This window comes from Paenarthrobacter sp. NPDC090522 (genome assembly GCF_044769225.1).
GTDB lineage: Bacteria > Actinomycetota > Actinomycetes > Actinomycetales > Micrococcaceae > Arthrobacter.
On sequence record NZ_JBIVXL010000018.1, the window covers coordinates 1 to 24553 of the forward strand.

Sequence of the window (24553 nt, forward strand, 5' to 3'; positions counted from 1 at the left end):
ACCCACCCTCAACCTCGAAACCCCAGCCAACCGGCTTAACCAGCTGCTACAAGCGGCCTAACCCCCCAGCGTTGCTCCCACCCCTTGACTCCGCCTGCTCTAAACGCGCACTACTGCGACTCAGTTGGGTTGTTATGCCCGGCGGAGGGTCACGCCGTCGGACTTCATGAAAAGCTCCTTGCCCTCTTCGGTGACCCCGGGCCCCGAATGTTCAAGCCACACCACATTCCCGCTGCTGGAAACTTCCTCGATCTGGCCGGTTGCGATGACGTGGGCGTACTTGACCACTTCCACCAATTCGCCCACCCGGAGTTGCCTCCAGTCGGACACCGTAGCCGTGTGAGCGTTTCGCCTGGACAGGACTGCTCCGCGTGCCTTCATTGAACTTCTACCCCTTTGTGGATGTTCGTTGTGTATTGACTTGTGTAAGACAGTTGACCGTCAAGCCCACGACATCGTTGGCGTGGACGTGACGTACACCATAAGTATTACTACATTTGCCACGTTCCGGAGACTGCGTTGCGAACAATTTCCGGAACGTGACAAACATGCGCCTTATATGAGGCTTTTGTTCGACGTCAGGCCAAAATCCCGACGGCGGATTCGGCTGCCGCACGGACGGCACCCGAGCCGACCAAACGGTCAGCCGCTTCGAGCTCAGGCGACAGGAACCGGTCGGTGCCCGGACCCTGGACCACTTCGCGAAGCACCTCAAGCACTGCCGTGCCGGCAGGACCTGGGGTGAGTTCGCCGTCGGACAGCTGCGTGCGCATATCAATCGCGCGGGCGCTGGTGACAAGCTCGACGGCGAGCACCCGCCGCAGGTTCTCGACGGCCTTGCGCAGCTTCCGGGCAGCGTGCCAGCCCATGGACACGTGGTCCTCCTGCATGGCGGAGCTCGGGATGGAGTCCACCGATGCCGGCACGGCCAGCCGCTTGTTGTCCGAGACCAGGCCGGCCTGGGTGTACTGGGCGATCATGAGGCCGGAGTCCACGCCGGGATCCGCGGCGAGGAAGGCCGGGAGTCCGTGCGAACGCGCAGGGTCCAGCATGCGGTCCGTGCGACGCTCGGCAATGGAGCTCAGGTCCGCGACGGCGATGGCCAGGAAGTCCAGCACGTAGGCCACGGGTGCGCCATGGAAGTTGCCGTTGGAGGTCACGCGGCCGTCCGGGAGGACCACCGGGTTGTCGATCGCTGCGGCGAGCTCGCGGGACGCCACCAGCGCGGCGTGGTCCACGGTATCGCGGACAGCTCCGGCAACCTGGGGTGCGCAACGCAGCGAATAGGCGTCCTGGACCTTGGTGTCGTTGATCCGGTGGGAAGCGACGATCGGCGAGTTGGACAGCACGCGGAGCATGTTGTCCGCGCTGGCAGCCTGGCCCGGGTGCGGGCGCAGTGCAGCGTGGAGCTCGGGCAGGAACACCTGGTCCGTGCCGAGGAGGGCCTCGACGCTGAGCGCCGCGGTGACATCCGCCGTCGCGAGCAGCAGACGGATGTCTGCGATGGCCATCAGCAGCATGCCGAGCATGCCTTCGGTGCCGTTGACGAGGGCCAGGCCCTCCTTCTCGGCGAGCGTGACAGGCTCGATGCCGTGCTGCGCGAGCAGCTCAGCAACAGGCGCCTTGCCCGCCACGCCGTACAGTTCGCCGTCGGGCCCTGTTGCTTCGCCTTCGCCCATGAGGACCAGCGCGCAGTGGGACAGCGGAGCGAGGTCGCCGGAGCAACCCAGCGAACCGAACTCCCGGACCACCGGGGTGATGCCCGCGTTGAGGACGTCCACCATGGTCTGCAGGACGACGGGACGGACACCCGTGCGGCCCGATGCCAGGGTCTTGGCGCGGAGGAACATGATGCCACGGATGACTTCGCGTTCAACGGCCGGGCCCATGCCTGCAGCGTGGCTGCGGATCAGCGACTTCTGCAGCTGGGTGCGGAGTTCGTTGGGAATGTGGCGGTTGGCCAGCGCGCCGAAGCCAGTGGAGATGCCGTAAGCCGGAACCTCGCTCGTGGCCAGATCGTCAATGTGGGCGCGAACCTTGGCAACCGTGTCCAGGGCGTCCTGGGAGATGGTCACCTTGGCGTCGTGGCGTGCGACGGCGACAACGTCTTCCGGGGTCACGCCGCTGGAGCCGAGGGTGACGGTCAGCTGTTCGTGTGTGGTGATGGTCATGGGGTTACTTGCCTTCGTTCATGGGGATGCGGACGCCGCGTTCGTGGGCGACGTCGATGGCGCGGTCGTAGCCGGCGTCGGCGTGGCGGATGACGCCCATTCCGGGGTCGTTGGTCAGCAGCGCGGTCAGTTTCGCCGCGGCCAGGTCGGTGCCGTCGGCCACGGAGACCTGTCCGGTGTGGATGGACCGGCCGATTCCGACGCCGCCGCCGTGGTGGATGGACACCCACGTAGCACCCGAGGACGCCGCGGTCAGGGCGTTCAGGAGCGGCCAGTCAGCGATCGCGTCCGAACCGTCCTTCATCGCTTCGGTTTCACGGTACGGGGACGCGACCGAGCCCGAATCCAGGTGGTCACGGCCGATCACGATCGGGGCCTTGACCTTGCCCTCGGCAACGAGTTTGTTGAACAGCAACCCGGCCTGGTGCCGCTCACCGTACCCGAGCCAGCAAATACGCGCCGGCAGGCCCTCGAACTCCACCCGCTCGGCCGCGGCGTCGATCCACTTATGCAGGTGCTTGTTCTCCGGGAAGAGTTCCTTGATCGCCTCATCCGTGACGCGGATGTCTTCCGGATCACCGGAGAGCGCCACCCACCGGAACGGGCCCAGGCCCTCGCAGAACAACGGACGGATATAGGCCGGGACGAAGCCGGGGAACTCGAACGCCCGGTCATACCCGCCCTTGCGGGCCTCATCCCGGATCGAGTTGCCGTAATCGAAGACCTCGGCCCCGGCGTCCTGGAACTCCACCATCGCCTGCACGTGGCGGGCCATGGAGGCCTGGGCTTTCTTCGTGAACCCTTCCGGGTCCGCGGCGGCTTCGGTGTGCCACTCGGCCACGGTGATGCCCTCGGGCAGGTAGGACAACGGATCATGCGCGGACGTCTGGTCCGTGACCACATCAATGGTCAGCTCGCCTGCCTGGTGGCGACGAAGGAGTTCGGGGAAGACCTCGGCGGCGTTACCCACATACCCGACCGACCAGCCACGGCGCTCGGCCTTGGCCTTGGTGACCTTGGCGATCGCGGTGTCCAGGTCCGTTTCGACCTCATCCAGGTAGCGCTTCCCGGCACGGCGGCGCAGGCGGGTTTCGTCAACGTCGATGATCAGGCACGCGCCGTCGTTCAGGGTCACCGCCAGGGGCTGGGCGCCGCCCATGCCACCACACCCACCGGTCAAGGTCAGCGTCCCCGCCAACGGGCCCTCCGTGGAGCCCTCCGCAGCGGGGGCCGGGTGCCGGCCTTCCGCGACGAGCTTGTTCCCGAGAGCGGCGAACGTCTCGTACGTGCCCTGCAGGATGCCCTGCGTGCCGATGTAAATCCACGACCCGGCCGTCATCTGCCCGTACATCGTCAGGCCCTCGGCCTCCAGGCGGCGGAACTCAGGCCACGTCGCCCAGTCCCCCACCAGGTTCGAGTTCGCCAGCAACACCCGCGGCGCCCACTCATTCGTGCGGAACACACCCACCGGCTTACCCGACTGGACCAGCAGCGTCTCGTCCTTCTCCATGGTTTCCAGGGTCCGGGTGATCGCATCAAACGCAGCCCACGAACGCACCGCACGACCCGTACCCCCATACACAACGAGGTCATCCGGACGCTCAGCAACCTCCGGATCCAGGTTGTTCATCAACATGCGCAACGGCGCCTCAGTCTGCCACGACTTAGCGGTGAGCTCCGTGCCACGGGCAGCTTTGACCGGGCGGGCTCCTGTAGTGAAATCGGCGGGTGCCATGATGGCTCCTTCATCTCTCGGTAAATGTCTGGGTGAAAGATCTTCTGTATCCAGTAGAGCCTGTTCCCGGGGCGCCCGGAACGGCTTTTCGATGGGTGCTGTCCGGGATTACAGACCGCTGCCGCACCCTCGCATTCACGGCAAAACAGGCGCATGCTGAAGCCATGGGAACATTCCACGTGTCCACCTTCATTGCTGCTCCACCGGAGCGTGTTTTCGCCACCTGGACGGACCAGGACCGGTTCAAGGAATGGATCGGCGGCGTCACCGGCGTGACGGATCGCGTGGGCCCGATTGACGAGCCCGGCAGCCGCTACACGGTGTGGTTCGGGCGGATGTCCAGCCCCACCGAAGTCTTGGCTGTCGAGCGGCCACGGCATATCCGCACGCGCTTCGGCAACGCGATCCTCAAGGGCGAATCGGATGTCACGTTCCTGCCCGAGGGTGCTGGAACACGCCTCAACCAGGAATTCGTCACGCGGGGATTCATTGCGGGAATCTTTGGGCGCCTCTTCGCAACGGGCTCCTACAAGGGCAGCTTCAGAGGCGAACTGGAAGTGTTCCGGGCACTCGTGGAACGCGAGACCCCGGAGCCTCCTGGAACTTCCTAAGCTGCAGGCCTCGTCACCCAAGTAGGTCGCATTAGTGCGCGTTTTGACGGCTCAAAACGCGCACTAATGCGACCTAGTTGGGGCGGGGGCAGGCAACTCAGACGGCCGGGCGCCCGTGGATCCGGACCGACAATTCATCCGCCGCCTTGCGGATGCGGGCAGCAAGGACCGGCCATTGCTCGGCCGGCACTTTGTCCTCCAGGAACGTCACGGCGACTGCCGCCGTCGGCCACCCCACGTGGTCCGTCACGGCGGCGGCGATGGAGCCGAAACCCGGCGTGATTTCACCGTTTTCCGTGGCGTAGCCGCGCTGCCGCACCTGATCCAGGTGCGAGGACAAGGCCGAGTACTTCATGATGGGAAACTCCACCTCATGCCGCGACGTGAAGGCTGCAGCATTGGGGTACAGCGCGCGGACTTGCGATTTGGGCAGCGCTGCCAGGATGGCACGGCCGCTCGCGGTGAGGTGGCTGGGCAGGCGAACTCCGACGTCGGTCACCAGACTGGGGCGGTTCTTGGCCCGCTCCTCCACGATGTAGAGGACGTCGCGGCCGTGCAGGACGGCCAGGTGCGCGCTCTCACCGATGACATCCACCAACGAAGCAAGCATGGGCCGGCCCAACCGGGAAAGGGGCTCCTGCCGCGAGTAGGCCGAGCTGAGCTCGAAGGCGCTGATTCCCAAGCCATAGCGCTGTTCTTCATGCAGGTGCAGCACAAAGCCGTTTGCCTCCATGACCCCCAGCAGGTGGTAGACGCTGGAGCGCGGCAGGCCGAGCGCCGTGGCGATGTTCGACGCCGCCATGGGACCGCGGCGCGACGCCAGCAGCTTGAGGATGCGCAGGGTGTTTTCGGCGGCCGGAACCTTGGAAGTGGACTTGCCGGGTGCCAGTGGCGTGGTTGTCATGGTGCCTCACTGCTTGGGTACTCAAGGGTGACTCTCCAGGCAACTTTCCCACCGCCTGTCCGGTATCCCGTACTCAAGGATGCACAGAACTGCCCCTGACTTCCTAGCCCTCCCCGATCGCGAGCGTCCGGAATACCAGACTCTCACGGCACAGAACGGTCCCGCGGGCAGGGGAACCTGGATGCATGGAAAAGCCGCCCGGCGGTTGCGATCGCCGGGCGGCTTGCTTGGGGTTGGCTGGACCGTGGCTAGCGGGCGAGCTCGGGCTGTCCATCCACGAGGCGGTTCACGTTCCAGGGGTTGGCGTCTTTGACGGCGGCGGGGCGCAGTTCCTCGGGGAAGTTCTGGTAGGCAACGGGACGCAGGAAGCGGTCGATCGCGAGCGTGCCGACGGACGTGGTCTTGGCATCCGAGGTGGCCGGGAACGGGCCGCCGTGGACCATCGCGTGACCGACTTCGACGCCGGTGGGCCAGGCGTTGATGATGATGCGGCCTACCTTGCGTTCCAGGGTGGGGATCAGTGGTGCCGCGGTGGCGTAGTCAGCTTCCGTGAGGTGGAGGGAAGCGGTGAGCTGGCCCTCGAGCTTGGCGGTGGCTTCGATGAGGTCTTCGATGCCTTTGTAGCGGACCACGAGGGACGCGGCACCGAACACTTCCTCATGGAGGATCGGGTTGTTGATGAACACGTCCAGGTCCGCGCCGAACACGGCGGGTGCGGGCGCGTTCTCGCCGGGGCCTTCGGTGCCGCGGCCCAGGATTTCGACGTCGGGGGCTGCTTCGAGGGCGTCGTGGCCGTGCTGCCATGCCGTGGCGATTCCGCCGGTCAGCATGGTCTGGCCGTGGAGAGGGGTGATTTCTCCGGTGACGGCTGCGGCGAAGCGTTCCCCCGCCTCCCCTGCCGGGACGAAGACCAGGCCGGGCGAGGTGCAGAGCTGGCCGGAGCTGCCAGTGACAGAGCCGATGTACTGCTTGGCAAGGGCTTTGATGTCCTCTTCGGAGCCGTCGAGGGCTCCCGGGAAGACGTAGACCGGGTTGATGGAGGACATTTCGGCGTAGACCGGGATTGGCTCCGGTCGTGCCGCGGCGGTGCGCATGAGGGCGGTGCCGCCGGCGCGGGATCCGGTGAAGCCCACGGCCTTGATCGCAGGATCCGCAACAAGGGCTTGCCCGATGCTCGAACCTGAGCCGTAGACCAGGGAGAACACGCCCGGATGCAGGCCCAGGTCCTTCACGGCCTTGGTGATGGCCTGGCCCACGAGCTCGGCCGTGCCCGGGTGGGCGTTGTGGGCCTTCACGATCACCGGGCAACCGGCGGCGAAGGCCGAGGCGGTGTCGCCGCCGGCCACGGAGAACGCGAGGGGGAAGTTGCTCGCACCGAACACAGCCACCGGGCCCAGGGGGATCTGGCGCTGGCGGATGTCCGCGCGGGGCAAGGGCGTACGCCCGGGAAGGGCGGGATCGATGCGGACTCCGCGGAAGTCGCCCTGGCGGACAACGTTCGCGAAGAGCCGCAGCTGCCCGGTGGTACGGGCACGTTCACCGCGAAGACGGTCCAGTCCAAGCCCGGTTTCCAAGGACGCGCGTTCGACGAGTTCCTCGCCGACTGCTTCGATGTTTTCCGCGATGGCGTCCAGGAACCGGGCGTGCTGCTCCGGGTCCAGGGCGCTGAAGGAACCGAAGGCGTCCTCGGCGGCCGCAGTGGCTTCCTGCAACTGCTTTTCGCTGATCAGGCTGTAGGCCGGTTCCAGCTGTTCATTCGTGGCAGGGTTGATGCCGAAGGCCGAACCGCTGGTGCCGGGAGTGGCCTCGCCGGCGATGAGGGAGTGTCCGTGAAGAGTCATGGGGAGCTTTCTGGGTTAGTTTCCGTGTCCGAGGTGCCAGATGCCGAGGGCCGAGAGGAGCTCGCGGGGATCCCACACCACCCATTCCTCGGCGAGTTTATCGCCGTCGAACGTCAGGAAAGAGGCACCGGTCACGGTGACGTTCCTGCCCGTGGCGGGGACATCCATGAACTCGCCCGTGTGCGTGCCCGTGGTCTGCCAGTGGATGGCAACCTGGGTGCCGTCCTCGATGATCTGCAGGATGTCCGTGGACGAGTCCGGGAACGCCGTGTGCATGGCTTCGATGGTCTTGCGGAGGCTGGCGAAGTCCTCGCTGCCGGATTTGGAGCGGCGGACGTAGCCAGGGCTGAGCAGCTGCTCGAACGCGGCGAGATCGCCGTTGCCCCAGGCGCCGTTCCAGGCCCTCAAAATGGTGTCGCGACGGCTCATGATGCGCTCCTTGCGAGTTCGGGTGCCTGTGCTGGAGCGACCTGTGCTGGAGCGACGGGTGCCGGGGCGACGGGTGCCGCAGCGGCAGGCGCCGGGATGTCGATGGGCACGTACTGGCCAAACTTGCCGCCACGGAACAGCAAAGCATCGCCTGTTCCGTCTTCCATGCTGGTGACGGCGCCCACCACCATGTAGTGGTCTCCTACCAAAACCTCCGCCGTGACGACGCAGTCGATGTAGGCCGTGGCACCTTCCAAGTGCGGGGTTCCGAGGGGACCGGGCGTGGAAGGGAGGCCCGAGAACTTCTCAGGGCCCTTGCGGGACAAGGACTTGCAGATAGGGATCTGGTCATCGGCGAGGATGTTCGCGGTGAACTTCTGGAGCTTCCGCAGCTTGGGCCAGCTCGACGAGGACTTGTCCACGCAGAACATCACCAGCGGCGGCTCAAGGGACAGCGACTGGAACGTGCCCACCACGAGGCCGAGTTTCTCATCGTCGTCATTGATTCCGGTGATGGCGGTGACGCCGGTGGGCAGCTTGCCCAGGATTTGGCGGTAGAACGCCGGCGTGATGTCGCTCATGGCTAGGCCTGTTCCTCTTGCAGTTCTTGATGTACTTGGCGGCCGACGCGGAGGCCGGATTCGATGGCTCCGTCGAAGAAGCCTGCCCAGATGTTGGCGATGTCGCCGCTGGCGAAGTGCAGGGCGCCTTCGGAGGCCTGTTGGGCTGCGTGGTATTTGGTGAGTTGGCCGGGGCGCTGGACCAGCCAGGTTTCCTCGGCGTAAGGGTCCTCGCCCCATTTGTGGCCGGTGACCTCGATGACTTCGAGGTCGTCGCGCCAGACTTTGATGGCTTCCTGGACCTGCTCGATGTCCGTGACGTCGATCCGGTTGGCGTCGGCACCGAAGCCCACCAGCACGGCGTCGTCTTCGCCGAGGAATTCGGTGCGGATCACAGAAAGTGGCTTGTCCTGGGCCGAGTAGGCGAAGAAGGGCTTGATGGGTCCCTTGACCCGGATCCAGGCCTTGACGCCCTGGGAGGCGGTGCGTTCCCGGCTCGGGGCGGTCTTGCCCTCGGGCAGGGCGGGGGTGACGTCGAGTTTGTGCAGGACGTTGACCGGCAGGGTGACCACGATCTTCTTCGCTTCGATGCGTTGCCCGTCGCCGTAGGTGACCGTGCCGCCGTCGTGGTGGTGTTCCACTGTGGTGACCGGTGCGTTCAGGCGGATGTCCGCGGTGGTGTCTTCGGCGATCGCGTTGACCAGGCCGTCGTTGCCGTCCTTGAGGCGGTAGATGGCCGAGGCCTCGTGCATGAGGTGCCAGTGCCCGGAGGAACCGGCGGTCCAGCGGAGGGCGTTGACGTAGGCGCACTGGTTAAGGGGTGCGTTGAAGTGGCCCACCCAGGCGGCTTCGTTGGCGTTGCGCTCGTCCTCGGAGAGGTCCAGTTTGTCCAGCATTTCCTGCAGGTTGTACTGGTCGGCTTCGGCGAGGTTCTCCACGGTGAGCGGGGCGTCCGGGCGGGGCAGCCACTTGACGGTGTCTTCGAGCAGGCGGGTCATGCCGGGGTCGATGAGCTTCATGAAGTCGTCCAGGTTGCCGCGGCGGACCTCGTTTCCGGCCAGCCAGAAGGTCTCTTCCGAGCGGGGGCCGCGGGAGACTTCGAGTCCGTAGCGGGTGACTTCGGCCCAGACGTGGGGCTGGGTCCAGTGCAGCCAGTTGCCGCCGAGTTCCAGGTTCTGGCCGAGCCGGCGCTCGGTCCACAGCCGGCCACCGAGCCGGTCGCGGGCTTCGAGGACCACCACGTGGTGGCCTCGGTTGGTCAGTTCGCGGGCGGTGATCAGCCCGGCCAGTCCGGCGCCGATGACGACGACGTCAGCCTGTTCGGTGTCAAAGGGTTCAGTCATGGGTATCTCCGTTGATATCGGTGGGTGCTTAGTTCGCCGGGGCGAGGTGCTGGGTGCGGTGTCCCGTGGCCGGGTGGCCGTCGAGGGTGAACTTCTGGCCGAAAAGCGTCTCGCGCAAGGTCACCGAGTCCCGCTCGTGGTCGCGGAGCGGCGCAATGAGTCCTTGGGCGCGGAGTTCGGGGAGGGCGAGTTCGATGAAGTCTTCCCAGCTGCCCGGTTTGGTGGTGTAGCTGAGGTTGATGCCGTCGATGTCGGCCTCGTCGCGCCAGCGGCGGAGTTCCTTGGCCACGGTTTCCGGCGAACCGATGACGGTGGAACCGGTGCCGCCAACGGCCAGGAATTCGGCGATCTGGCGCGGCGTCCAGTCACGGTCCGGGTCTGCCTTGGAGAACATGTCCACCATGGACTGGCCGGCCTTGGTGCCCACCGAGCGGAGCGGGGTGTCGAGTTCGTACTCGGACATGTCGATGCCGGTCCAGCCGCTGAAGCGGGCCAGGATCCCATCGATCGGGGCTGTGTCCACGGCCGTCTGGTACTTTGCCTGGGCTTCTTCGTCGGTGGGAGCCACCACGACGGTCAGCAGAATGACGATCTTCACGTCGCGCGGGTCGCGGCCGGCGTCGGCCACAGCCTGGCGGAGCTTGTCCACGGACCGCCGGGTTCCTTCCACAGACGTTCCCTGCAGGAACACCACTTCGGCGTGCTTGCCGCCGAACTCCATGCCGCGCGATGAGGCGCCGGCCTGGAACAGGACCGGGGTGCGCTGTGGGGAAGGCTCACACAGGTGGAAACCCGGGACCCGGAAATGCTTGCCCTCATGGTTGATGGGGTGGACCTTGGCAGGGTCGATGTACGTGGCGGTTTCGGCGTCGTTGACCACGGCGCCATCCTCAAAGGAAGACTCCCACAGCTTGTAGACCACTTCCATGTACTCATCAGCCATGTCATAGCGCTCAGCCGGGGTGAGCTGCTGCTCCTTGCCCAGGTTCCGTGCAGCGGCCTCGGAGTAGGACGTCACGATGTTCCAGCCCACCCGACCACCGGTGAGGTGGTCCAGGCTGCTGAACTTGCGGGCCAGCAGGTAGGGCGGCTCGTACGTTGCCGAAACAGTGACGCCGAAGTTCAGGTGTTTGGTGACCGCGGCCATGCCACTGATGAGGACTGTCGGATCATTGATGGGAATCTGGGCAGCATCCCGGAGGGCCGCGTCCCCGTTGCCGCGGTACACATCGTGGTAGCCCACGTTGTCCGCGAAGAAGATCCCGTCAAAGCCGGCGCGTTCAAGCATCTGGGCGATTCCCGTCCAGTACTTCAGGTCGGTGTAGCGGTGCCCTTGGTCGCCGTCGTTCCTCCACGACCCGGAGGTCAGGTGGGAAGGGGCGAAAACATCAAAAGCGAACAGGCTCAAAGGCGCATTATTCATGGCAGCGGTGCTTCCTTGGACTCGTGCCGGGCTATGCAGGCAACTTCACTTGCGACGTTCACTTGCTGAACGCTTCGTTCAATTTAGAACGTGGCTTGGCTCACTGTCAAGGGGTTCGCGCGGGGCCCGCAACAAAGGAAAAACTCTTGACAGCAAATGTGGCGCATGCCATATTTTTGATCACGTCGTTCAAAGAATGAACGTTTGACATTTCGCTCCGCCACCCCAACGGCGCACGGGCGCAAGATTCCGGCCACAGTTCCCAGCGATCCCCAGTACGGCTCAAGCGTGGATGCGAGACGTGTGGCGTACCTCCAAAGGAAAGAAGGACAACGATGTTCGATCAGTCCAGAGCACAACGTGGCGCGCCTCAAGGCGCCACCCGGCGGTTACGGGCAGAAGACTGCATCATTGTGGACAACCGCGAGCTGCGTAAGGCGCAAGTGGGCGCCGGCGTGGGCAACTTCATCGAGTGGTACGACATTGGCATCTACGGCTACCTGGCCGTGACCATGACGTCCGTCTTCACCGAAGGCATGGACGAGCGCATGGGCCTGTTGGTCACCCTGTTGGGCTTCGCGGTCTCCTTTGTGGTCCGCCCTCTCGGCGGCATGATCCTGGGACCCCTGGGGGACAAGATCGGCCGCCGCAAGGTCCTCTTCTTCACCATGGCACTCATGGCCGCGGCCACCACCACCATCGGGCTGCTGCCTTCGGCGGGACAGGTGGGCCTCTGGGTGATCATCCCCCTTTACCTGCTCAAGATGCTGCAGGGCTTCTCCACCGGCGGCGAGTATTCCGGGGCCGCCACCTACATCGCCGAATTCTCCCCGGACCGCAACCGCGGCTTCATGACCGCCCTCCTGAACTCCGGCTCCATGCTGGGCTTCGCCGTCGGCGCGGGCGTGGTGGCTGCAACCACGGCGCTGACCACCTCTGCGTGGGGTGCCCAGGCAATGCACGACGGCGGCTGGCGGCTTCCGTTCCTGCTCGCCCTTCCGCTGGGCATCCTTGCCATCTCGCTCCGAAGCCGCATTCCCGAATCGCCGGCCTTCGAAGTTGCCCACGAAAAGACCACCAACCAGGACGTCAACCCGCTTTTCGTGCGGCATAACCTGCCGAACATCCTTCGGTTCTACTGGCCGCAAATCCTCATCGGCATAGCCCTCATCGCAGCCGACGGAACCTCGTCCTACATGCTCACCAGCTACATGCCCACGTACATCGAGACGGAGCTGGGCTCCCCCGCCGTCCACACCGCGGTAGCCGCCGTCGTGGTCCTGGTACTCCAGGCCGTGCTCATTCCGCTCGTCGCGCGCTGGTCGGACCGCATTGGCCGCAGGCCCATCTACACCATGGCCACCATCGGCAACCTGGTGCTGCTGATACCCGCGTTCGCCCTCATGCACGTCGGAACCCTGTGGTCCCTCTACGTGGCAATGTTCCTGGTGATGGTGCCCAGCGCGTTCTTCCTGGCACTCACGGGCGCCGTGATGTCCGAGCTGTTCCCCACCGCCTCCCGCTACGGCTGCGTGGGCGTCACGCACAACCTGTCCATCTCCATCTTCGGCGGCACCACGCCCCTGGTGAGCCAGATCCTGGTTGAAGTCACCGGCAACCCGTATGCACCGGCTTTCTACATCATGTTCTTCTCCGCAGTGGCGCTCTTCGCCGTCTTCAAGATGCGGGAATCGGCAGCCCATCCCCTCCTTGGCTCGGTGCCCGTGGTCAGCAGCCGGCAGGAAGCCGTGGAGCTGGCCGCTGGACAGGACAGCAACGAGCGGCTGGATACCGGCACCATGCTGCTGACCCCGGTTCCGTCAGGCACAACCCTCGAACGCGCGTAGCCCCGGCATAGGATGGGTGGGACATTGAGCACGAGGGCACCCAGCCTTGGCCACGAAGACCGGGAGCGGCATGGCATCGGAAGCAGAGCAGGCAGACGTCGACGGCGGAGCATCAGCGCCGGACGAGGCCGCGGACCTGACCAACAAGTCCGTCATCAAGGCCACCATCCTCCTTTCCGAACTCGGCCGGCACCGCCAGGGCATCACGGTGACCGAACTGGCCCAGGCCGTTGGCATGACGCGCCCCACTGCGTTCCGCCTTCTCTTGAGCCTGGAGCAGACCGGCTTTGTTGACCGCGTGGACAACCGCTACCGGCTCGGGTGGGAAATGTCCCGCTTGGGCCGGCTCGCGGATCCTTACGCCGGAGCCGTGGCCCGAATCCAGCCAATCCTGGATGACTATGCCGGCAAGCTCAAGGAGACCGTCAGCTTTGCCATGGTGCGCGGCGAACTGGCCTACGATGTCATCGCCGAAGCGTCCGCTTCCCGGTACCTGAACGTATCCTTCTACGTTGGCGAGACCTATCCGCTGCACGCCAGCGCGACGGGCAAATTGATGCTCTCCGAACTAAGCGACGAAGCAGTGTCCGCAGCGCTGCCCAAGAAGCTTGCGTCCTATACCTCCCACACCATCACCAGCCGGGAGGGATTGCTCAAGGATCTTCGACGGATCCGCGAGCAGGGCTACTCCATCATGGACAACGAACTGGAGGAGGGCCTCTTCGTGGCGGCCTACCCGGTTCGCGAGGTGGACGGAACCCTCATGGGCATCGTGTCAGTGAACGGCCCGGTCCAGCGGCTGAAGTCTGAGCAATTGCCCGGCACCATCGACCAACTGCGCAAGGCAGCTGAGGAAATCACCAAAGCCCTGTCCTAGCGGCAACCTGCCGGGGCACGACGCCGGTGCCGCACCTGCGGCGGCCGTCCCACCGGCGGTGGCTCCGCGCCGCCGTCAGCCGCCCCCTGGCTGCCACGCGCCGCCGTCGACCATCCCACCGGCGGTGACTCCGCGCCGCCTTCGGCCGCCCCACCCTGGCTGCCACGCGCCGTCGTCGTACTATCCGCGCGCCTGAACAAGGTCCGAATCTCTTGACGCACTCACCCATGTGCGCATACCTTGAATGAAACGTTCATTGAACGAACACTCCCCAACCTCCTCCAAGGTGCCACCATGAGCCTCCACACCCCAACCCGCAACGCCTTCCCAGCCCGGCCCGTCCCGAACTGGTCGAAGCTCTCCCGCAACGACCGCGTCCAGGTGTTTCACCGCGACGGCCGCGTGACCTCCGGGCTGATCGAGATGATCGCGGTAGACCGCAGCGTTTTCTGGCTCATCCAGGATGACGGTCAAGGGCGCCTCATGGTCTGCCGCGGCGACAGGCCACAGGTGGTCAAGAGTGCCGCAACCCAGAAAGCCCCCTGGCTGCACGACTAAAACCATTGCGCGCAAAAGGTGAGGCGTGACACAATGGACTAACGTTCATAAAATGAACGTTACGTTCAAAAATTACCCCCCGTTGGGCCGATACATCGCCGTATCCGCCACCAGAAAGAAGGGACGGGACCATGTCCATCTCCATCACCCACCGAGTCCTCGCCAATGCCTTCGGCCGCCGGACCACCACCTACCGCCAGCCTGCTCCCGTGCACGCTCCGGAACAGGACTCCAACCAAGGAAGTGTCAGCTGCGCCCCCTGGGAAGGCCTGTATCTTGAGCCGGAAGCCTCCCTGAGCCAGGAACTCGACGCCTTTCTCGCCGGCCTGCTGCACGGAGAATAGGAAGGCCCTGGGGGTCGCCGCCCCAAGCCACCGCAAAACCCGATTGTCTGCGATCAAAGACAGCAATGCCCCGTGAGACCGATCACAAGGTCTCCAAAAATGGTCTGCTGGTTAGCGATCCCCTCCCAAAGACGAGAAGGTTTTACCATGCAACACACCACGCTGGCCGAAAGGGACACAGTCCTCCAGGCCGCCGGATCGGCGCTCAGCCGTGGCCTCAACGTCCGCCACATCCGTTTCATGGCACTTGGATCCGCCATCGGCACGGGGCTCTTCTACGGTTCGGCCTCGGCCATCCAAAAGGCAGGTCCCGCCGTCCTCCTGGCCTACATCATCGGCGGCGCCGCCGTCTTCATGGTGATGCGGGCACTCGGCGAAATGGCGGTGCGCCACCCGGTCTCCGGCTCGTTCGGACAGTACGCCAGCCGCTACCTGGGACCGTTCGCAGGCTTCGTTACCGGTTGGACGTACGTGTTCGAAATGGCCATCGTGGCCATCGCCGACGTCACGGCCTTCAGCATCTACATGGGCTTCTGGTTCCCCCAGGTCGATCGCTGGATCTGGGTCCTGGCGATCATCCTCTTCCTCGGCGCGATGAACCTGCTGAGCGTCAAAGTCTTCGGGGAACTTGAGTTCTGGTTCTCCCTCATCAAGGTTGTGGCTATCATCGCCATGATCATTGGCGGCGCGGCGATCGTCGTATTCGGCTTCCAGACAGGGAACGACGGCGGTGGCGTGGCACCGGGACTGGGGAACCTCGTCAACCACGGTGGATTGTTCCCGAACGGGTTCGAGGGCCTCTTGGCCGCGTTCGCCGTCGTGATGTTTGCGTTCGGCGGGATCGAAACGATTGGCATCACGGCAGGCGAGGCCGCCGATCCCAAGAAGGTCATCCCGCAGGCCGTGAACACCGTCCCGGTCCGCGTCCTGCTGTTCTATGTGCTGACCCTTGGCGTGCTGATGAGCATCTTCCCCTGGAACGACATCGGCAGTAACGGCAGCCCGTTCGTGCAGATTTTCGCTGGCCTGGGCATTCCCGCAGCGCCGCACATCCTTAATGCCGTGGTGATCACGGCCGCGTTGTCCGCCATCAACAGCGACATCTTTGGGGCCGGCCGCATCCTCTTTGGCCTGGCCCAGCAAGGACACGCACCCAAGAGCTTCGGCAAGGTCTCCCGCCATGGCGTTCCGTGGATGACCGTGGTGATGATGGGTGGCATCCTCCTGGTCGGTGTGGTGCTGAACGCCGTCATTCCCGAGGACGTGTTCGTGGTCATCGCCTCCATCGCCACGTTCGCCACCGTGTGGGTCTGGGTGATGATCCTCGCCTCGCACGTAGCCATGAAGCGCGAGATCAAGGCCAAGGGGCTGCCTGCGTCTGAATTCGGATCGCCCTTGTGGCCTCTCGCATCCATCCTGACCATGGCGTTCATGGCGTTGGTGATCGTGATCCTGGGCGTCTTCGAGGACACCCGCGTGGCCCTCTATGTTGGTGCAACCTGGTTGGTGCTGCTGTTCGTGGCCTACAAGCTGTGGGTGCGTGGCGGTGGGCTTCGCCGCGCTGAACTGGTTGACGAGACGGCTTCCCTCCCGGTGGTGAAGGTTCCGTAAAGCCTCCGGGCAACGGTTGGCGCACCCCTTTCCGCCTGACGCACCCCTTCGGCCGGATTAGCGCACCCCTTTCCGCCTGACGCACCCGTGCTACTGGGCGCGCCGGGCGGAAACGGGGGCGCCGAAGGAACTGGGCGCGCCGGGCGGAAACGGGGGCGCCGAAGGAACTGGGCGCGCCGGGCGGAAACGGGGGCGCCGAAGGAACTGGGCGCGCCGGGTGCCTCGCAGGCAAGTCCTACCTCGCCGACCAGCCGCCGTCCATGGTGTAGCTCGCACCGGTGACCATGCCGGCGTCGTCCGAGGCCAGCCAGGCCGCCAGGGACGCCACCTCGGACGGCTCCACCAACCTCTTCACCGCAGACTCAGTCAGCATCACCTTGGCGAGCACCTCGGCCTCGGGGATACCGTGGAGCCGGGCCTGGTCGGCGATCTGGCGCTCCACCAAGGGGGTACGGACATAGCCGGGGTTGATGCAGTTGGAAGTGACGCCATGCTCGCCACCCTCCAAAGCCGTGACTTTGCTGAGTCCTTCAAGGCCGTGCTTCGCGGACACATAAGCGCTCTTGTACGCCGAGGCCCGCAGCCCATGCACCGACGAGACGTTGATGATCCGGCCAAAGCCGTTGGCGTACATGTGCGGGAGTGCAGCGCGAACCAGCAGGAACGGCGCCTCAAGCATCAACGCCAGGATCCGCCGGAACTCAGCGGGGTCGAACTCCTCAATGGGCGCAACCTTCTGGATGCCGGCGTTGTTGACCAGGATGTCGCAATCCAGGCTCAAGGCAGCGAGGGAATCCACATCCAGCAGGTCCACGGTCCAGGCGGTACCACCCAGCTCGTCGGCGAGGGCCGCGGCTCCGGAGGCGTCGACGTCGGCCACTACTACTTTCGCGCCACGGGCCGCGAGCGCCCGCGCACAGGCCGCCCCGATTCCGCTGGCACCTCCGGTCACCAGGGCTTTGCGCCCATTCAAGGAGTTGTCCATCAAATCAGCCCTTCGAAGTAACGGAAGCGGTAGCCAGTCCGTGCCGCTCGGCATCGGCGGCGTCGACGTCTTGCAGAGCGATGCCCTTGGTCTCCTTCAGGGAGACGACGGCGACGGCGGTAATGGCGCACGCGACGACGAGGTAGATCGCCGTCGGCACCCACGAACCGGTGTCCTTCAACCACTGGGTGGCCAGCAGGGGCGCCAGGGAGCCGGCGAAAATCGAGGTGACCTGCGAGCCGAGCGAAACACCGGAGTACCGCATGCGGGTGGGGAAGAGTTCGGACATGATGGCTGGCTGTCCTGCGTACATGAACGCGTGCAGGCAGAGGCCGATGGTCACGGCGAGCACAATGATCACGGCGTTCTTGGTGTCGAACATGGGGAAGGCGAAGAACGGCCATACCGCGCCGGTGACAGCGCCCACCAGGTACACGGGCTTTCGTCCCCAGGAATCCACCAAGCGGCCCACCTGCGGTATGACCAGGAAGTGGATCACGTGGGCGATCAGGAGTGCCAGGAGGAGCGAGGACGTGTCGTACTTGTGGACGCTCTTGAGGTAGACGATCGCAAAGCTGACCACCAGGTAGTACATGATGTTCTCGGCGAAGCGGAGGCCCATGGCCTGCAGGATGCCCTTGGGGTACTTGCGGATGACCTCGCCGACGCCGTAGCTGATGGCCTAGGACTCTTCCACCTGGGCTTTGGCTTCGAGGAAGATCGGGGCTTCGCTGACGTGGGTGCGGATGTAGTAGCCGACGAAGACGATCACGGCGGACAGCCAGAATGCGACCCGCCAACCCCAGCCGAGGAAGGCTTCGCTGCTCAGGGTGGTGGACATGACGAACAGGACCAGGGTGGCCAGGAGGTTGCCCACGGGAACGGCAGCCTGCGGCCAGGATGACCAGAACGCACGCGACTTGTTGGGGCTGTGCTCGGCGACCAGCAGCACTGCGCCACCCCATTCACCACCGAGCGCGAAGCCCTGGATGAAGCGGAGGGCAACCAACATGGCGGGCGCCCAGTAGCCAATGTCCATGAAGCCGGGGAGGCAGCCCATAAGGAACGTGGAGACACCGACGATCACGATGGTCAGCTGCAGCGTCGGCTTGCGGCCGAGCTTGTCGCCGATCTGGCCGAACACTATGCCGCCCAGGGGCCGGGCGATGAAGCCGACGGCATAGGTGATGAAGGCCTGGATGATTCCGTCGAGTTCATTACCGGTGCTCGGGAAGAAGTACTTGCCGAATACCAATGTGGCGGCCGTGGCGTACAGGAAGAACTCGTACCACTCCACCACGGTTCCCACCATGGACGCGGCGACGATCTTCTTCAGGCCTGATCCCTTGCCGGTGTTTCCGGCAGCGGGTGTGGAGCGTTGCTCTACGCTCATATCCATCTCCTCAGTGTCTTCTTTGACAATGCCCTTTTTCATGCGCGTTGTGATCCACAACACGAATAGCTTCACTGAGTATTGCTGCAGATTCGGCGTGCCTCAATAACCAAAGAGGCACCCCCTATGTGCAGAATTGCAGATATGAACCCGAACCCGGACGACCTCCTCATCCTCCTCGCCGTCTCACGGTCGGGTAAATTCACGACGGCGGCACAAGCCTTGGGACTGAACCACACCACCGTTTCGCGCAGGATCGCCGCGCTGGAAAAGGCGCTTGGTGGCCGCGCCCTTGCGCGTGCGGCAGGCGGCTGGGAACTGACCGAGCTGGGGGCGGCTGCCGTCCAGGTGGCCGAGCGGGTGGAAGCGGCGGTGGGTTCGCTGGGACCCAGCGACCGTGCACCCGACCCCATTACCGGCGTCGTACGCATGACGGCTACCGACGGCTTCAGTGCCTATATCGCGGCACCGGCCGCCGCGCGCATCAGGAGGGACCACCCGGGCCTCAGCCTGGAGATCGTTACCGTAACCCGCCGGGCACTGCAGCAACGCTCGGGCCTGGACATCGAAGTGGTGGTGGGGACGCCACAGGTACACCGGGCCGAAGCCATCAAACTGGGCGAGTACCGGCTGGGGATGTATGCCTCACGCAGTTACCTCGAGGACAACGGAACTCCTGCCAACGCAGAAGAACTGACCCAGCACCAGTTGGTGTACTTCGTGGATTCCATGCTGCAGGTGGACGACCTGGACGCGCCCCGCAGGCTGGTTCCGAGCATGCGGGACGGGCTCACGTCAACCAACGTGTTCGTCCATGTGGAAGCGACGCGGGCCGGCGCAGGGGTGGGATTCCTGCCCTGCTTTATGGCTGATCGCCACCCGGACCTGGTCCGGCTGCTGCCCGAAGACTTCGCCGAACTCCTTCCCTACTGGCTGGTCCTCCGCCCCGACTCGATGCGCCGCCCCGCGGTAGCCGCCGTCGTGCATGCTTTGCGGGAGGAGACGGAGAACCGCCGGGCTGAGCTGCTGGGCTGAGGCGGTCGCCGGGGAGTTCCCGGGAGCCTAGAGCGGAATGACCAAAGGCGTGTGGCTCACGGGATCGTCGATCACCATGCAGGGCAGGCCGAACACGTGCTCCACCAACTCTGCGGTGATGACGTCCGCAGGCCGCCCCTCGGCCACCACCGCACCATCCTTCATGGCGATCAGGTGCGAGGCGTAGCGGCAAGCATGGTTGAGATCATGAAGCACGGCCACCAAAGTGTTGCCCTCGCCGTTCAGGCGCTTGAACAGCTCCAGCAATTCGATCTGGTGGGCGATGTCCAGGAACGTCGTGGGCTCGTCCAGCAGCAACAACGGCGTCTGCTGCGCGAGGACCATGGCCACCCAGACGCGCTGCCGCTGGCCTCCGGAGAGTTCGTCCACCAGCCGTCCGGACAGCCCGGTCACGTTGGTCGCCTCCAAGGCGCTGACGACGGCGGCCTCGTCCTCTTCCGACCATTGGCGCAGCAACTTCTGGTGCGGGTAGCGGCCACGGGCCACGAGGTCCGCAACAGTGATGCCGTCGGGGGCAAGGGAGGTCTGCGGCAACAGGCCCAGCCTCCGGGCCACGTCCTTGGCGCCGTAGGAGGAGATGTCCTTCCCGTCCAGGAAGACCGTGCCGGACGTCGGCTGCAGCAGGCGCGACAAGGCCCGGAGCAACGTGGACTTTCCGCAGGCATTCGGACCCACGATCACCGTGAATTCGCCATCGGGAATCCGGACATCCAAGGCGGAAGACACCGTCCGGCCCGCATAGCCCAGGCTCACGCCGTCAGCTCGCAACCGGGCATCCGTGGACACGAGCGGCACCGCCGGGGCAGCCAGCACGTCAGTCAAAGCAGTCTCCTTCACAGTCATTGCCGCCGCACCTCGCGCGCCAGCAGCCAGACGAGGTAGCAGCCACCGATGCTCACGGTCACCACTCCCACCGGCAATTGAATCGGCGCGAAGAGGTTCTGCGCCACGATGTCGCTGGCCACGAGCAAAAGAGCTCCCATGGCAGCGGAGGGGACCAAGCCCACTGACGCCGAGCGGGTCAGCCGGCGGGCGAGTTGCGGAGCAGCGAGCGAAACAAACGCGATGGGTCCCGCGGCCGCAGTGACCATCGCCGTCAACGCCACGCCAACGGCTGCGAGGACCACCCGCGAACCCTCAAGCCGAACGCCCAAGGCGCGGGCGGCGTCGTCGCCCATCTCCAAAAGCCCCAGCCGGCGACCAAAAAAGGCCAGCACCGCCAGCAGCCCGGCGAAGATCAGCACCACTGGCAGCACCTGCTCCCAAGACACCTTGTTCAGCGATCCGGCACCCCATACAGCGGCGGACATGGCCTGCTCGAGGGACGCCTTGAGGATCATGTAGGTGTTCACTGACGCCAGCATGGCGCTCACCGCGATGCCCGCGATAATGAGCCGGAAGCCTTGGATGCCCTTCTTGTAGGCAAACAGGTACACCAGGACCGCGGTCACCAAACCACCCACCAGCGCCCCCGCGGACACGGCGTAGTATCCGCCACCCATCAACAGGATCACCACCAAGGCACCCGAGTAGGCGCCGGTGTTGAAACCGATCACGTCGGGGCTGCCCAGCGCGTTGCGGGTCAGCGATTGGAAGATGGCCCCGCTGACCCCCATGGCCGCCCCCAACAACAGGGCCAGGAGGACGCGGGGCAACCTCCACTCCACTACCACCATGTGGATGGCGCCGGTGGAGCGACCGAACAGCGCCGAGACCACGTCCGGCACCGGAATACTGAACTCGCCCAGGCCAAGGGCGACGACGGCGAGCGCAAGGGCGGCGCCGACGAGGACGGCGGTGACAATCATCGAGCGAACGTCGAGGCGGGCCGAAACCCGGCCGCCCAGCGGACGGACCGCGAGTGTTCGCCGGCCAAAATCAAGGGTGCTCACAGGGTGCTCACTTTCCGGCGGCGGATCAGCCAGATCAGTACTGGTGCCCCGACGAACGCGGTGATGATGCCTACCTGCATTTCGCCGGGCCTGAGCACCAGCCTGCCGAGGACATCTGACACCAGCAGCAAGACCGGTGACAGCACCAGCGTGTAGGCCAGGATCCATCGCTGGTCCGGCCCGACGATCCAGCGGGCCACGTGCGGAACCATCAGTCCCACAAAGCCGATGGGACCTGCCGCTGCAGTAGCGGCGCCACACAGCAGGGTGACGGCGATGATGGTCCACGTGCGGGTGCGGAAGATGTTGGCGCCGAGTGACGTGGCGGTGTCGTCACCCATGGCCACAGCGTTGAGTGGCCGCGCCAGGGCCAGGGCGATGATGGTGCCCACCACGATGAACGGTGCGACGGTGGCCACGATGTCCCACGAACGGTTGCTGAGCGTACCGGCGGTCCAGTTGCGCATGCTGTCGAACACGGCGGGCCGGAGGAGCGTGATCCCGGAAGAGACCCCGCCGAGGACCGCCCCCAGGGCAACCCCTGCCAAGGTCAGACGCAGCGGGGTTGCCCCTCCCCTGCCCATGGAACCGATCAGGTAAACGATCACGGTGGCGATCACGGCCCCGGCAAAGGAGAACCAGATGTATTCCTGGATGCTGGTTACCCCGAACAGCGCGACGCCGAGGACCACGAAGAAGCCAGCACCCGCGTTGACGCCCAGGATGCCGGGGTCCGCCAAGGGGTTGCGGGTCATGGCTTGGATGAGGGCTCCGGAGAGTCCCAGCGCAACGCCCACAAGCACGCCGACGACGGTCCGAGGAAAGCGCAGGTCATGGATGATCACATGTTCCGGCGAGCCGTCGTAGGCCGTGATCGCGGGCCAAAGCGAGGCCGGGTCCACGTCCTTGGAGCCGATGACCATGCTGAGCAGAAGGGCCAAAGCCAAGGCCGCGATGGACGCGATCAGTCCGAGCAGGCGGTAGCGGTTGACGGTGGCAAGGCCGGCGCTGCCCTGGCGTGCGGTTGCGGAGGGCGCCGCGGATGCGGGGGCCGGCGCAGGTGCGGAGGCCGGCGCATCCGCCTGCCCAGTCCCGGCCTCCGTCCCCGCCATGGTTCCGCTGGTCATTACAGTCCCAGCAGTTCGAACTTGGCGTCCTGCAGGTCCTCGAGTTCTTCGCGGTCGCGCTTCCCGTCGGACCACAGTTCGTCGAACCAGCGGCGGGTTTCGGCGTCGAGGTTCTCCCAACGCTCCGTCCACGCCTCGCTCTTGTCCGTCCAGTAGCCGATCAGCTTGTAGGACTCAGGGGTGAGCTTCTTCTCGTGGCGCAGGTACTTGCGGATCCCGCGCAGTACCTTTGCTTCCCCGGCCACCCAGATGTAGCCCGTTCCGCCGGGGAGTTCCATGCTTTTCAAAGCCTCGTCCAACCGCGATTGGCTGTGCCCGTTGCCGCCGTGGATCCAAGCGACTTCAGTGCCCGCGCCGATGACCAGGTCCTGCTGGTGCGAGGGGTCTTCCACCTCTATCAGGACGCGGGTCCGGACACCCGGCGGAGTCTTTTCCAGCAAGCGGGCGACGGCGGGAAGTCCCGTCGCGTCGGCCAGCAGGATCTGCCACTGCAGTTCTGCCGGTGGTTCGTACAGTCCCGTAGGCGAGTTGAGCCCGACGACGTCACCCACCTCGGCGCGCTGCGCCCAGGCTGCTGCCACGCCGCCGTCGTGAACGACGAAGTCGATGTCCACGGTGCCCGCGGCCGGGTCCACCGAGCGGACCGTGTAGGTCCGCATGGCGGAGGGCTTGACCCCGGATTCCCAGTCCCAGGATTCACCCGTGGAAATGGGCAACCGGGCCTCGTGTTCACCTGCATCCGGCAGGAAAACGCGGAGGTACTCGTCGCCCACACCGGTGGACTCGAACCCGGCCAGGCCGGGTCCGCCGAAGGTGATCCTGACCATTCCGGGCGTCAAAGCCCGGGTAGCCAGCACCTCCGCGCGGTAGATGCTCATCATGGCAGGAGCGCCTTTTCGATCTTCTCCAGCAGTGCATACTGGCCGCTTGGGGAGCCGTAGATCATCTCAAGGTCGTAGGTGAAGATCTGCTTGTTGGCTACGAACGGCAGCGAGGTCCAGAGCTTGTTGTTGGCCAGCGGAGCGAACGCGTCCGGGTTGGCGCCGTCCTTTTCGGGGACTTCGGTGGTGATGACGGCGTCAATGCCCTTCAACTGCTCAAGCTGTTCGACACTGAGTTTGGCGCCTTCGCCGTCTGCCAGCGGGGAGATCTTCAAGCCCAGGTCCTTGATCACCAGGCAGGGGGTTCCGTAGCAACTGACGGAGACCTGGTCCTCGTAGTAGTCAACCGGGCCGATCACCAGATCGCTCTTGCCGGCCTCGGCCAGGCGCTTCTTCACGTCATCCACCTTGGCCTGGTACTTGTCCATCCAGGCTTGGTACTGCCCGGTCTTACCGAAGGCCTCGGCGACGGTCTTGAACTTGGTGCGCCAGTCGCTGCCGTCAAAGCCGTTGAAGGTGTAGGTGGGGGCGATATCGGAGAGCTTGCCGTCCAGGTCCTTCTCGTAGCCGAGGCCGTTCAGGATGACGTCCGGCTGGGCCTTGAGGATGGCCTCGAAGTTGAACTCCGGGTAGTTGGTGAAGGGGGTGATCCCTTCAAGCGCCTTCTGGTCGAAGAAGTACGGGAACCCCTTGTAGCCGCTGTCGCGGATGGGCTGCTGGCTGGCCAAGGGAATGCCGAGCGTGATGAGCATGTCCAGGTCCGTGGTGTACATGCCCAGGGCCTTCTTCGGCTCCGCCGGAATGGTCAGCTCCTTGACCTCGCTGGTAACCGTGCGGGTTTGCGCAGCAGCTGAGTCATTGGCGTTCGCCACCGGGCTCGCGCAGCTGCTCAGCAGAAGGGCCGCCGAGGCAAGCGCCGCGAGGGCAGCGGACATGGTTCTAGGGCGTGAAATCACTGTGGTCCT

General features: G+C 65.1%; 22 protein-coding genes and 1 pseudogene. 7 read left to right on the forward strand and 16 right to left on the reverse strand.

Going from position 1 to position 24553, the window contains the following annotated elements; all coding sequences use genetic code 11:
* Window positions 1-132: 132 nt before the first annotated feature.
* From ACIQT2_RS19210 to ACIQT2_RS19220, 3 genes are all read right to left on the reverse strand, one after another.
* On the reverse strand, window positions 133-381 hold the full coding sequence (locus ACIQT2_RS19210) for a hypothetical protein (protein WP_400335577.1): 249 nt from the start codon (window positions 379-381) through the stop codon (window positions 133-135).
* Between the two features lie 197 nt (window positions 382-578).
* The gene (hutH, locus tag ACIQT2_RS19215) at window positions 579-2171 is read right to left on the reverse strand and encodes a histidine ammonia-lyase (protein ID WP_402949627.1); all 1593 of its coding nucleotides are present in this window, start codon (window positions 2169-2171) and stop codon (window positions 579-581) included.
* Between the two features lie 4 nt (window positions 2172-2175).
* Window positions 2176-3906 carry a urocanate hydratase gene (locus tag ACIQT2_RS19220; RefSeq protein ID WP_402949630.1) on the reverse strand — a complete coding sequence of 577 codons (1731 nt, stop codon included), beginning with the start codon at window positions 3904-3906 and terminating at the stop codon, window positions 2176-2178.
* Window positions 3907-4070: 164 nt separating this feature from the next.
* Here ACIQT2_RS19220 and ACIQT2_RS19225 point away from each other — a divergent pair, with 164 nt between their 5' ends.
* A complete protein-coding gene (locus tag ACIQT2_RS19225; RefSeq protein ID WP_402949633.1) occupies window positions 4071-4517 on the forward strand; it encodes an SRPBCC domain-containing protein in 447 nt (148 codons plus the stop codon).
* A 97-nt stretch (window positions 4518-4614) separates the two neighbouring features.
* Here ACIQT2_RS19225 and ACIQT2_RS19230 read toward each other — a convergent pair whose 3' ends face one another.
* From ACIQT2_RS19230 to ACIQT2_RS19255, 6 genes are all read right to left on the reverse strand, one after another.
* Window positions 4615-5421 (reverse strand): IclR family transcriptional regulator, encoded by an 807-nt coding sequence (locus ACIQT2_RS19230; protein ID WP_397325008.1) that lies wholly within the window; start codon window positions 5419-5421, stop codon window positions 4615-4617.
* Window positions 5422-5669: 248 nt separating this feature from the next.
* Window positions 5670-7262 (reverse strand): aldehyde dehydrogenase (NADP(+)), encoded by a 1593-nt coding sequence (locus ACIQT2_RS19235; protein WP_402949636.1) that lies wholly within the window; start codon window positions 7260-7262, stop codon window positions 5670-5672.
* Window positions 7263-7277: 15 nt separating this feature from the next.
* Entirely contained in the window at window positions 7278-7691 is a 414-nt protein-coding gene (locus ACIQT2_RS19240) for an ester cyclase (RefSeq protein ID WP_402949639.1), read from the reverse strand.
* The gene (locus tag ACIQT2_RS19245) at window positions 7688-8272 is read right to left on the reverse strand and encodes a flavin reductase family protein (protein ID WP_402949642.1); all 585 of its coding nucleotides are present in this window, start codon (window positions 8270-8272) and stop codon (window positions 7688-7690) included. Before ACIQT2_RS19245 ends, ACIQT2_RS19240 begins: the two co-directional genes overlap by 4 nt.
* A 2-nt stretch (window positions 8273-8274) precedes the next feature.
* A complete protein-coding gene (locus ACIQT2_RS19250) occupies window positions 8275-9594 on the reverse strand; it encodes a flavin monoamine oxidase family protein (protein ID WP_402949644.1) in 1320 nt (439 codons plus the stop codon).
* A gap of 28 nt (window positions 9595-9622) precedes the next feature.
* Window positions 9623-11017, reverse strand: coding sequence for an LLM class flavin-dependent oxidoreductase (locus ACIQT2_RS19255; RefSeq protein ID WP_402949646.1), 1395 nt, complete (start codon window positions 11015-11017; stop codon window positions 9623-9625).
* Between the two features lie 335 nt (window positions 11018-11352).
* Here ACIQT2_RS19255 and ACIQT2_RS19260 point away from each other — a divergent pair, with 335 nt between their 5' ends.
* From ACIQT2_RS19260 to ACIQT2_RS19280, 5 genes are all read left to right on the forward strand, one after another.
* Window positions 11353-12864 carry an MFS transporter gene (locus tag ACIQT2_RS19260; protein ID WP_402949648.1) on the forward strand — a complete coding sequence of 504 codons (1512 nt, stop codon included), beginning with the start codon at window positions 11353-11355 and terminating at the stop codon, window positions 12862-12864.
* 70 nt (window positions 12865-12934) lie between these two features.
* Entirely contained in the window at window positions 12935-13741 is an 807-nt protein-coding gene (locus ACIQT2_RS19265) for an IclR family transcriptional regulator (protein ID WP_400335594.1), read from the forward strand.
* Between the two features lie 294 nt (window positions 13742-14035).
* Complete coding sequence (locus tag ACIQT2_RS19270; RefSeq protein WP_402949650.1) at window positions 14036-14299, forward strand: hypothetical protein; 264 nt, start codon at window positions 14036-14038, stop codon at window positions 14297-14299.
* A 131-nt stretch (window positions 14300-14430) separates the two neighbouring features.
* On the forward strand, window positions 14431-14643 hold the full coding sequence (locus ACIQT2_RS19275) for a hypothetical protein (RefSeq protein ID WP_402949653.1): 213 nt from the start codon (window positions 14431-14433) through the stop codon (window positions 14641-14643).
* 147 nt (window positions 14644-14790) lie between these two features.
* Window positions 14791-16254, forward strand: coding sequence for an amino acid permease (locus ACIQT2_RS19280; protein ID WP_402949656.1), 1464 nt, complete (start codon window positions 14791-14793; stop codon window positions 16252-16254).
* A gap of 235 nt (window positions 16255-16489) precedes the next feature.
* Here ACIQT2_RS19280 and ACIQT2_RS19285 read toward each other — a convergent pair whose 3' ends face one another.
* Both ACIQT2_RS19285 and ACIQT2_RS19290 read right to left on the reverse strand, forming a co-directional pair.
* On the reverse strand, window positions 16490-17239 hold the full coding sequence (locus ACIQT2_RS19285) for a 3-hydroxybutyrate dehydrogenase (RefSeq protein ID WP_402949659.1): 750 nt from the start codon (window positions 17237-17239) through the stop codon (window positions 16490-16492).
* Window positions 17240-17243: 4 nt separating this feature from the next.
* A pseudogene (locus ACIQT2_RS19290) lies at window positions 17244-18632 on the reverse strand (MFS transporter).
* A 144-nt stretch (window positions 18633-18776) separates the two neighbouring features.
* On the opposite strand from ACIQT2_RS19290, the gene ACIQT2_RS19295 reads away from it, so the two are divergent.
* Window positions 18777-19667 carry a LysR family transcriptional regulator gene (locus ACIQT2_RS19295; protein ID WP_400335606.1) on the forward strand — a complete coding sequence of 297 codons (891 nt, stop codon included), beginning with the start codon at window positions 18777-18779 and terminating at the stop codon, window positions 19665-19667.
* Between the two features lie 27 nt (window positions 19668-19694).
* Here ACIQT2_RS19295 and ACIQT2_RS19300 read toward each other — a convergent pair whose 3' ends face one another.
* The 5 genes from ACIQT2_RS19300 to ACIQT2_RS19320 are packed head-to-tail and all read right to left on the reverse strand — an operon-like array spanning window position 19695 to window position 24523.
* Window positions 19695-20531, reverse strand: a complete 837-nt coding sequence (locus tag ACIQT2_RS19300) for an ABC transporter ATP-binding protein (protein WP_400335608.1) — start codon at window positions 20529-20531, stop codon at window positions 19695-19697.
* A complete protein-coding gene (locus ACIQT2_RS19305; RefSeq protein ID WP_402949663.1) occupies window positions 20528-21580 on the reverse strand; it encodes a FecCD family ABC transporter permease in 1053 nt (350 codons plus the stop codon). The genes ACIQT2_RS19300 and ACIQT2_RS19305 overlap by 4 nt, the downstream gene beginning before the upstream one ends.
* The gene (locus ACIQT2_RS19310; protein WP_402949665.1) at window positions 21577-22707 is read right to left on the reverse strand and encodes an iron chelate uptake ABC transporter family permease subunit; all 1131 of its coding nucleotides are present in this window, start codon (window positions 22705-22707) and stop codon (window positions 21577-21579) included. Before ACIQT2_RS19310 ends, ACIQT2_RS19305 begins: the two co-directional genes overlap by 4 nt.
* The gene (locus ACIQT2_RS19315) at window positions 22707-23588 is read right to left on the reverse strand and encodes a siderophore-interacting protein (protein WP_402949668.1); all 882 of its coding nucleotides are present in this window, start codon (window positions 23586-23588) and stop codon (window positions 22707-22709) included. The genes ACIQT2_RS19310 and ACIQT2_RS19315 overlap by 1 nt, the downstream gene beginning before the upstream one ends.
* Window positions 23585-24523: an ABC transporter substrate-binding protein gene (locus tag ACIQT2_RS19320; protein ID WP_402949671.1), complete on the reverse strand. Its 939-nt coding sequence runs from the start codon at window positions 24521-24523 to the stop codon at window positions 23585-23587. Before ACIQT2_RS19320 ends, ACIQT2_RS19315 begins: the two co-directional genes overlap by 4 nt.
* Window positions 24524-24553 lie beyond the last annotated feature (30 nt).

Excerpts from the sequence above, each read along its gene's own strand:
- ACIQT2_RS19210 (WP_400335577.1), bottom strand. The coding sequence starts at position 381 with ATGAAGGCACGCGGAGCAGTCCTGTCCAGGCGAAACGCTCACACGGCT.
- hutH (WP_402949627.1), bottom strand. The coding sequence starts at position 2,171 with ATGACCATCACCACACACGAACAGCTGACCGTCACCCTCGGCTCCAGC.
- ACIQT2_RS19220 (WP_402949630.1), bottom strand. The coding sequence starts at position 3,906 with ATGGCACCCGCCGATTTCACTACAGGAGCCCGCCCGGTCAAAGCTGCC.
- ACIQT2_RS19225 (WP_402949633.1), top strand. The coding sequence starts at position 4,071 with ATGGGAACATTCCACGTGTCCACCTTCATTGCTGCTCCACCGGAGCGT.
- ACIQT2_RS19230 (WP_397325008.1), bottom strand. The coding sequence starts at position 5,421 with ATGACAACCACGCCACTGGCACCCGGCAAGTCCACTTCCAAGGTTCCG.
- ACIQT2_RS19235 (WP_402949636.1), bottom strand. The coding sequence starts at position 7,262 with ATGACTCTTCACGGACACTCCCTCATCGCCGGCGAGGCCACTCCCGGC.
- ACIQT2_RS19240 (WP_402949639.1), bottom strand. The coding sequence starts at position 7,691 with ATGAGCCGTCGCGACACCATTTTGAGGGCCTGGAACGGCGCCTGGGGC.
- ACIQT2_RS19245 (WP_402949642.1), bottom strand. The coding sequence starts at position 8,272 with ATGAGCGACATCACGCCGGCGTTCTACCGCCAAATCCTGGGCAAGCTG.
- ACIQT2_RS19250 (WP_402949644.1), bottom strand. The coding sequence starts at position 9,594 with ATGACTGAACCCTTTGACACCGAACAGGCTGACGTCGTCGTCATCGGC.
- ACIQT2_RS19255 (WP_402949646.1), bottom strand. The coding sequence starts at position 11,017 with ATGAATAATGCGCCTTTGAGCCTGTTCGCTTTTGATGTTTTCGCCCCT.
- ACIQT2_RS19260 (WP_402949648.1), top strand. The coding sequence starts at position 11,353 with ATGTTCGATCAGTCCAGAGCACAACGTGGCGCGCCTCAAGGCGCCACC.
- ACIQT2_RS19265 (WP_400335594.1), top strand. The coding sequence starts at position 12,935 with ATGGCATCGGAAGCAGAGCAGGCAGACGTCGACGGCGGAGCATCAGCG.
- ACIQT2_RS19270 (WP_402949650.1), top strand. The coding sequence starts at position 14,036 with ATGAGCCTCCACACCCCAACCCGCAACGCCTTCCCAGCCCGGCCCGTC.
- ACIQT2_RS19275 (WP_402949653.1), top strand. The coding sequence starts at position 14,431 with ATGTCCATCTCCATCACCCACCGAGTCCTCGCCAATGCCTTCGGCCGC.
- ACIQT2_RS19280 (WP_402949656.1), top strand. The coding sequence starts at position 14,791 with ATGCAACACACCACGCTGGCCGAAAGGGACACAGTCCTCCAGGCCGCC.
- ACIQT2_RS19285 (WP_402949659.1), bottom strand. The coding sequence starts at position 17,239 with ATGGACAACTCCTTGAATGGGCGCAAAGCCCTGGTGACCGGAGGTGCC.
- ACIQT2_RS19295 (WP_400335606.1), top strand. The coding sequence starts at position 18,777 with ATGAACCCGAACCCGGACGACCTCCTCATCCTCCTCGCCGTCTCACGG.
- ACIQT2_RS19300 (WP_400335608.1), bottom strand. The coding sequence starts at position 20,531 with ATGACTGTGAAGGAGACTGCTTTGACTGACGTGCTGGCTGCCCCGGCG.
- ACIQT2_RS19310 (WP_402949665.1), bottom strand. The coding sequence starts at position 22,707 with ATGACCAGCGGAACCATGGCGGGGACGGAGGCCGGGACTGGGCAGGCG.
- ACIQT2_RS19315 (WP_402949668.1), bottom strand. The coding sequence starts at position 23,588 with ATGATGAGCATCTACCGCGCGGAGGTGCTGGCTACCCGGGCTTTGACG.
- ACIQT2_RS19320 (WP_402949671.1), bottom strand. The coding sequence starts at position 24,523 with ATGTCCGCTGCCCTCGCGGCGCTTGCCTCGGCGGCCCTTCTGCTGAGC.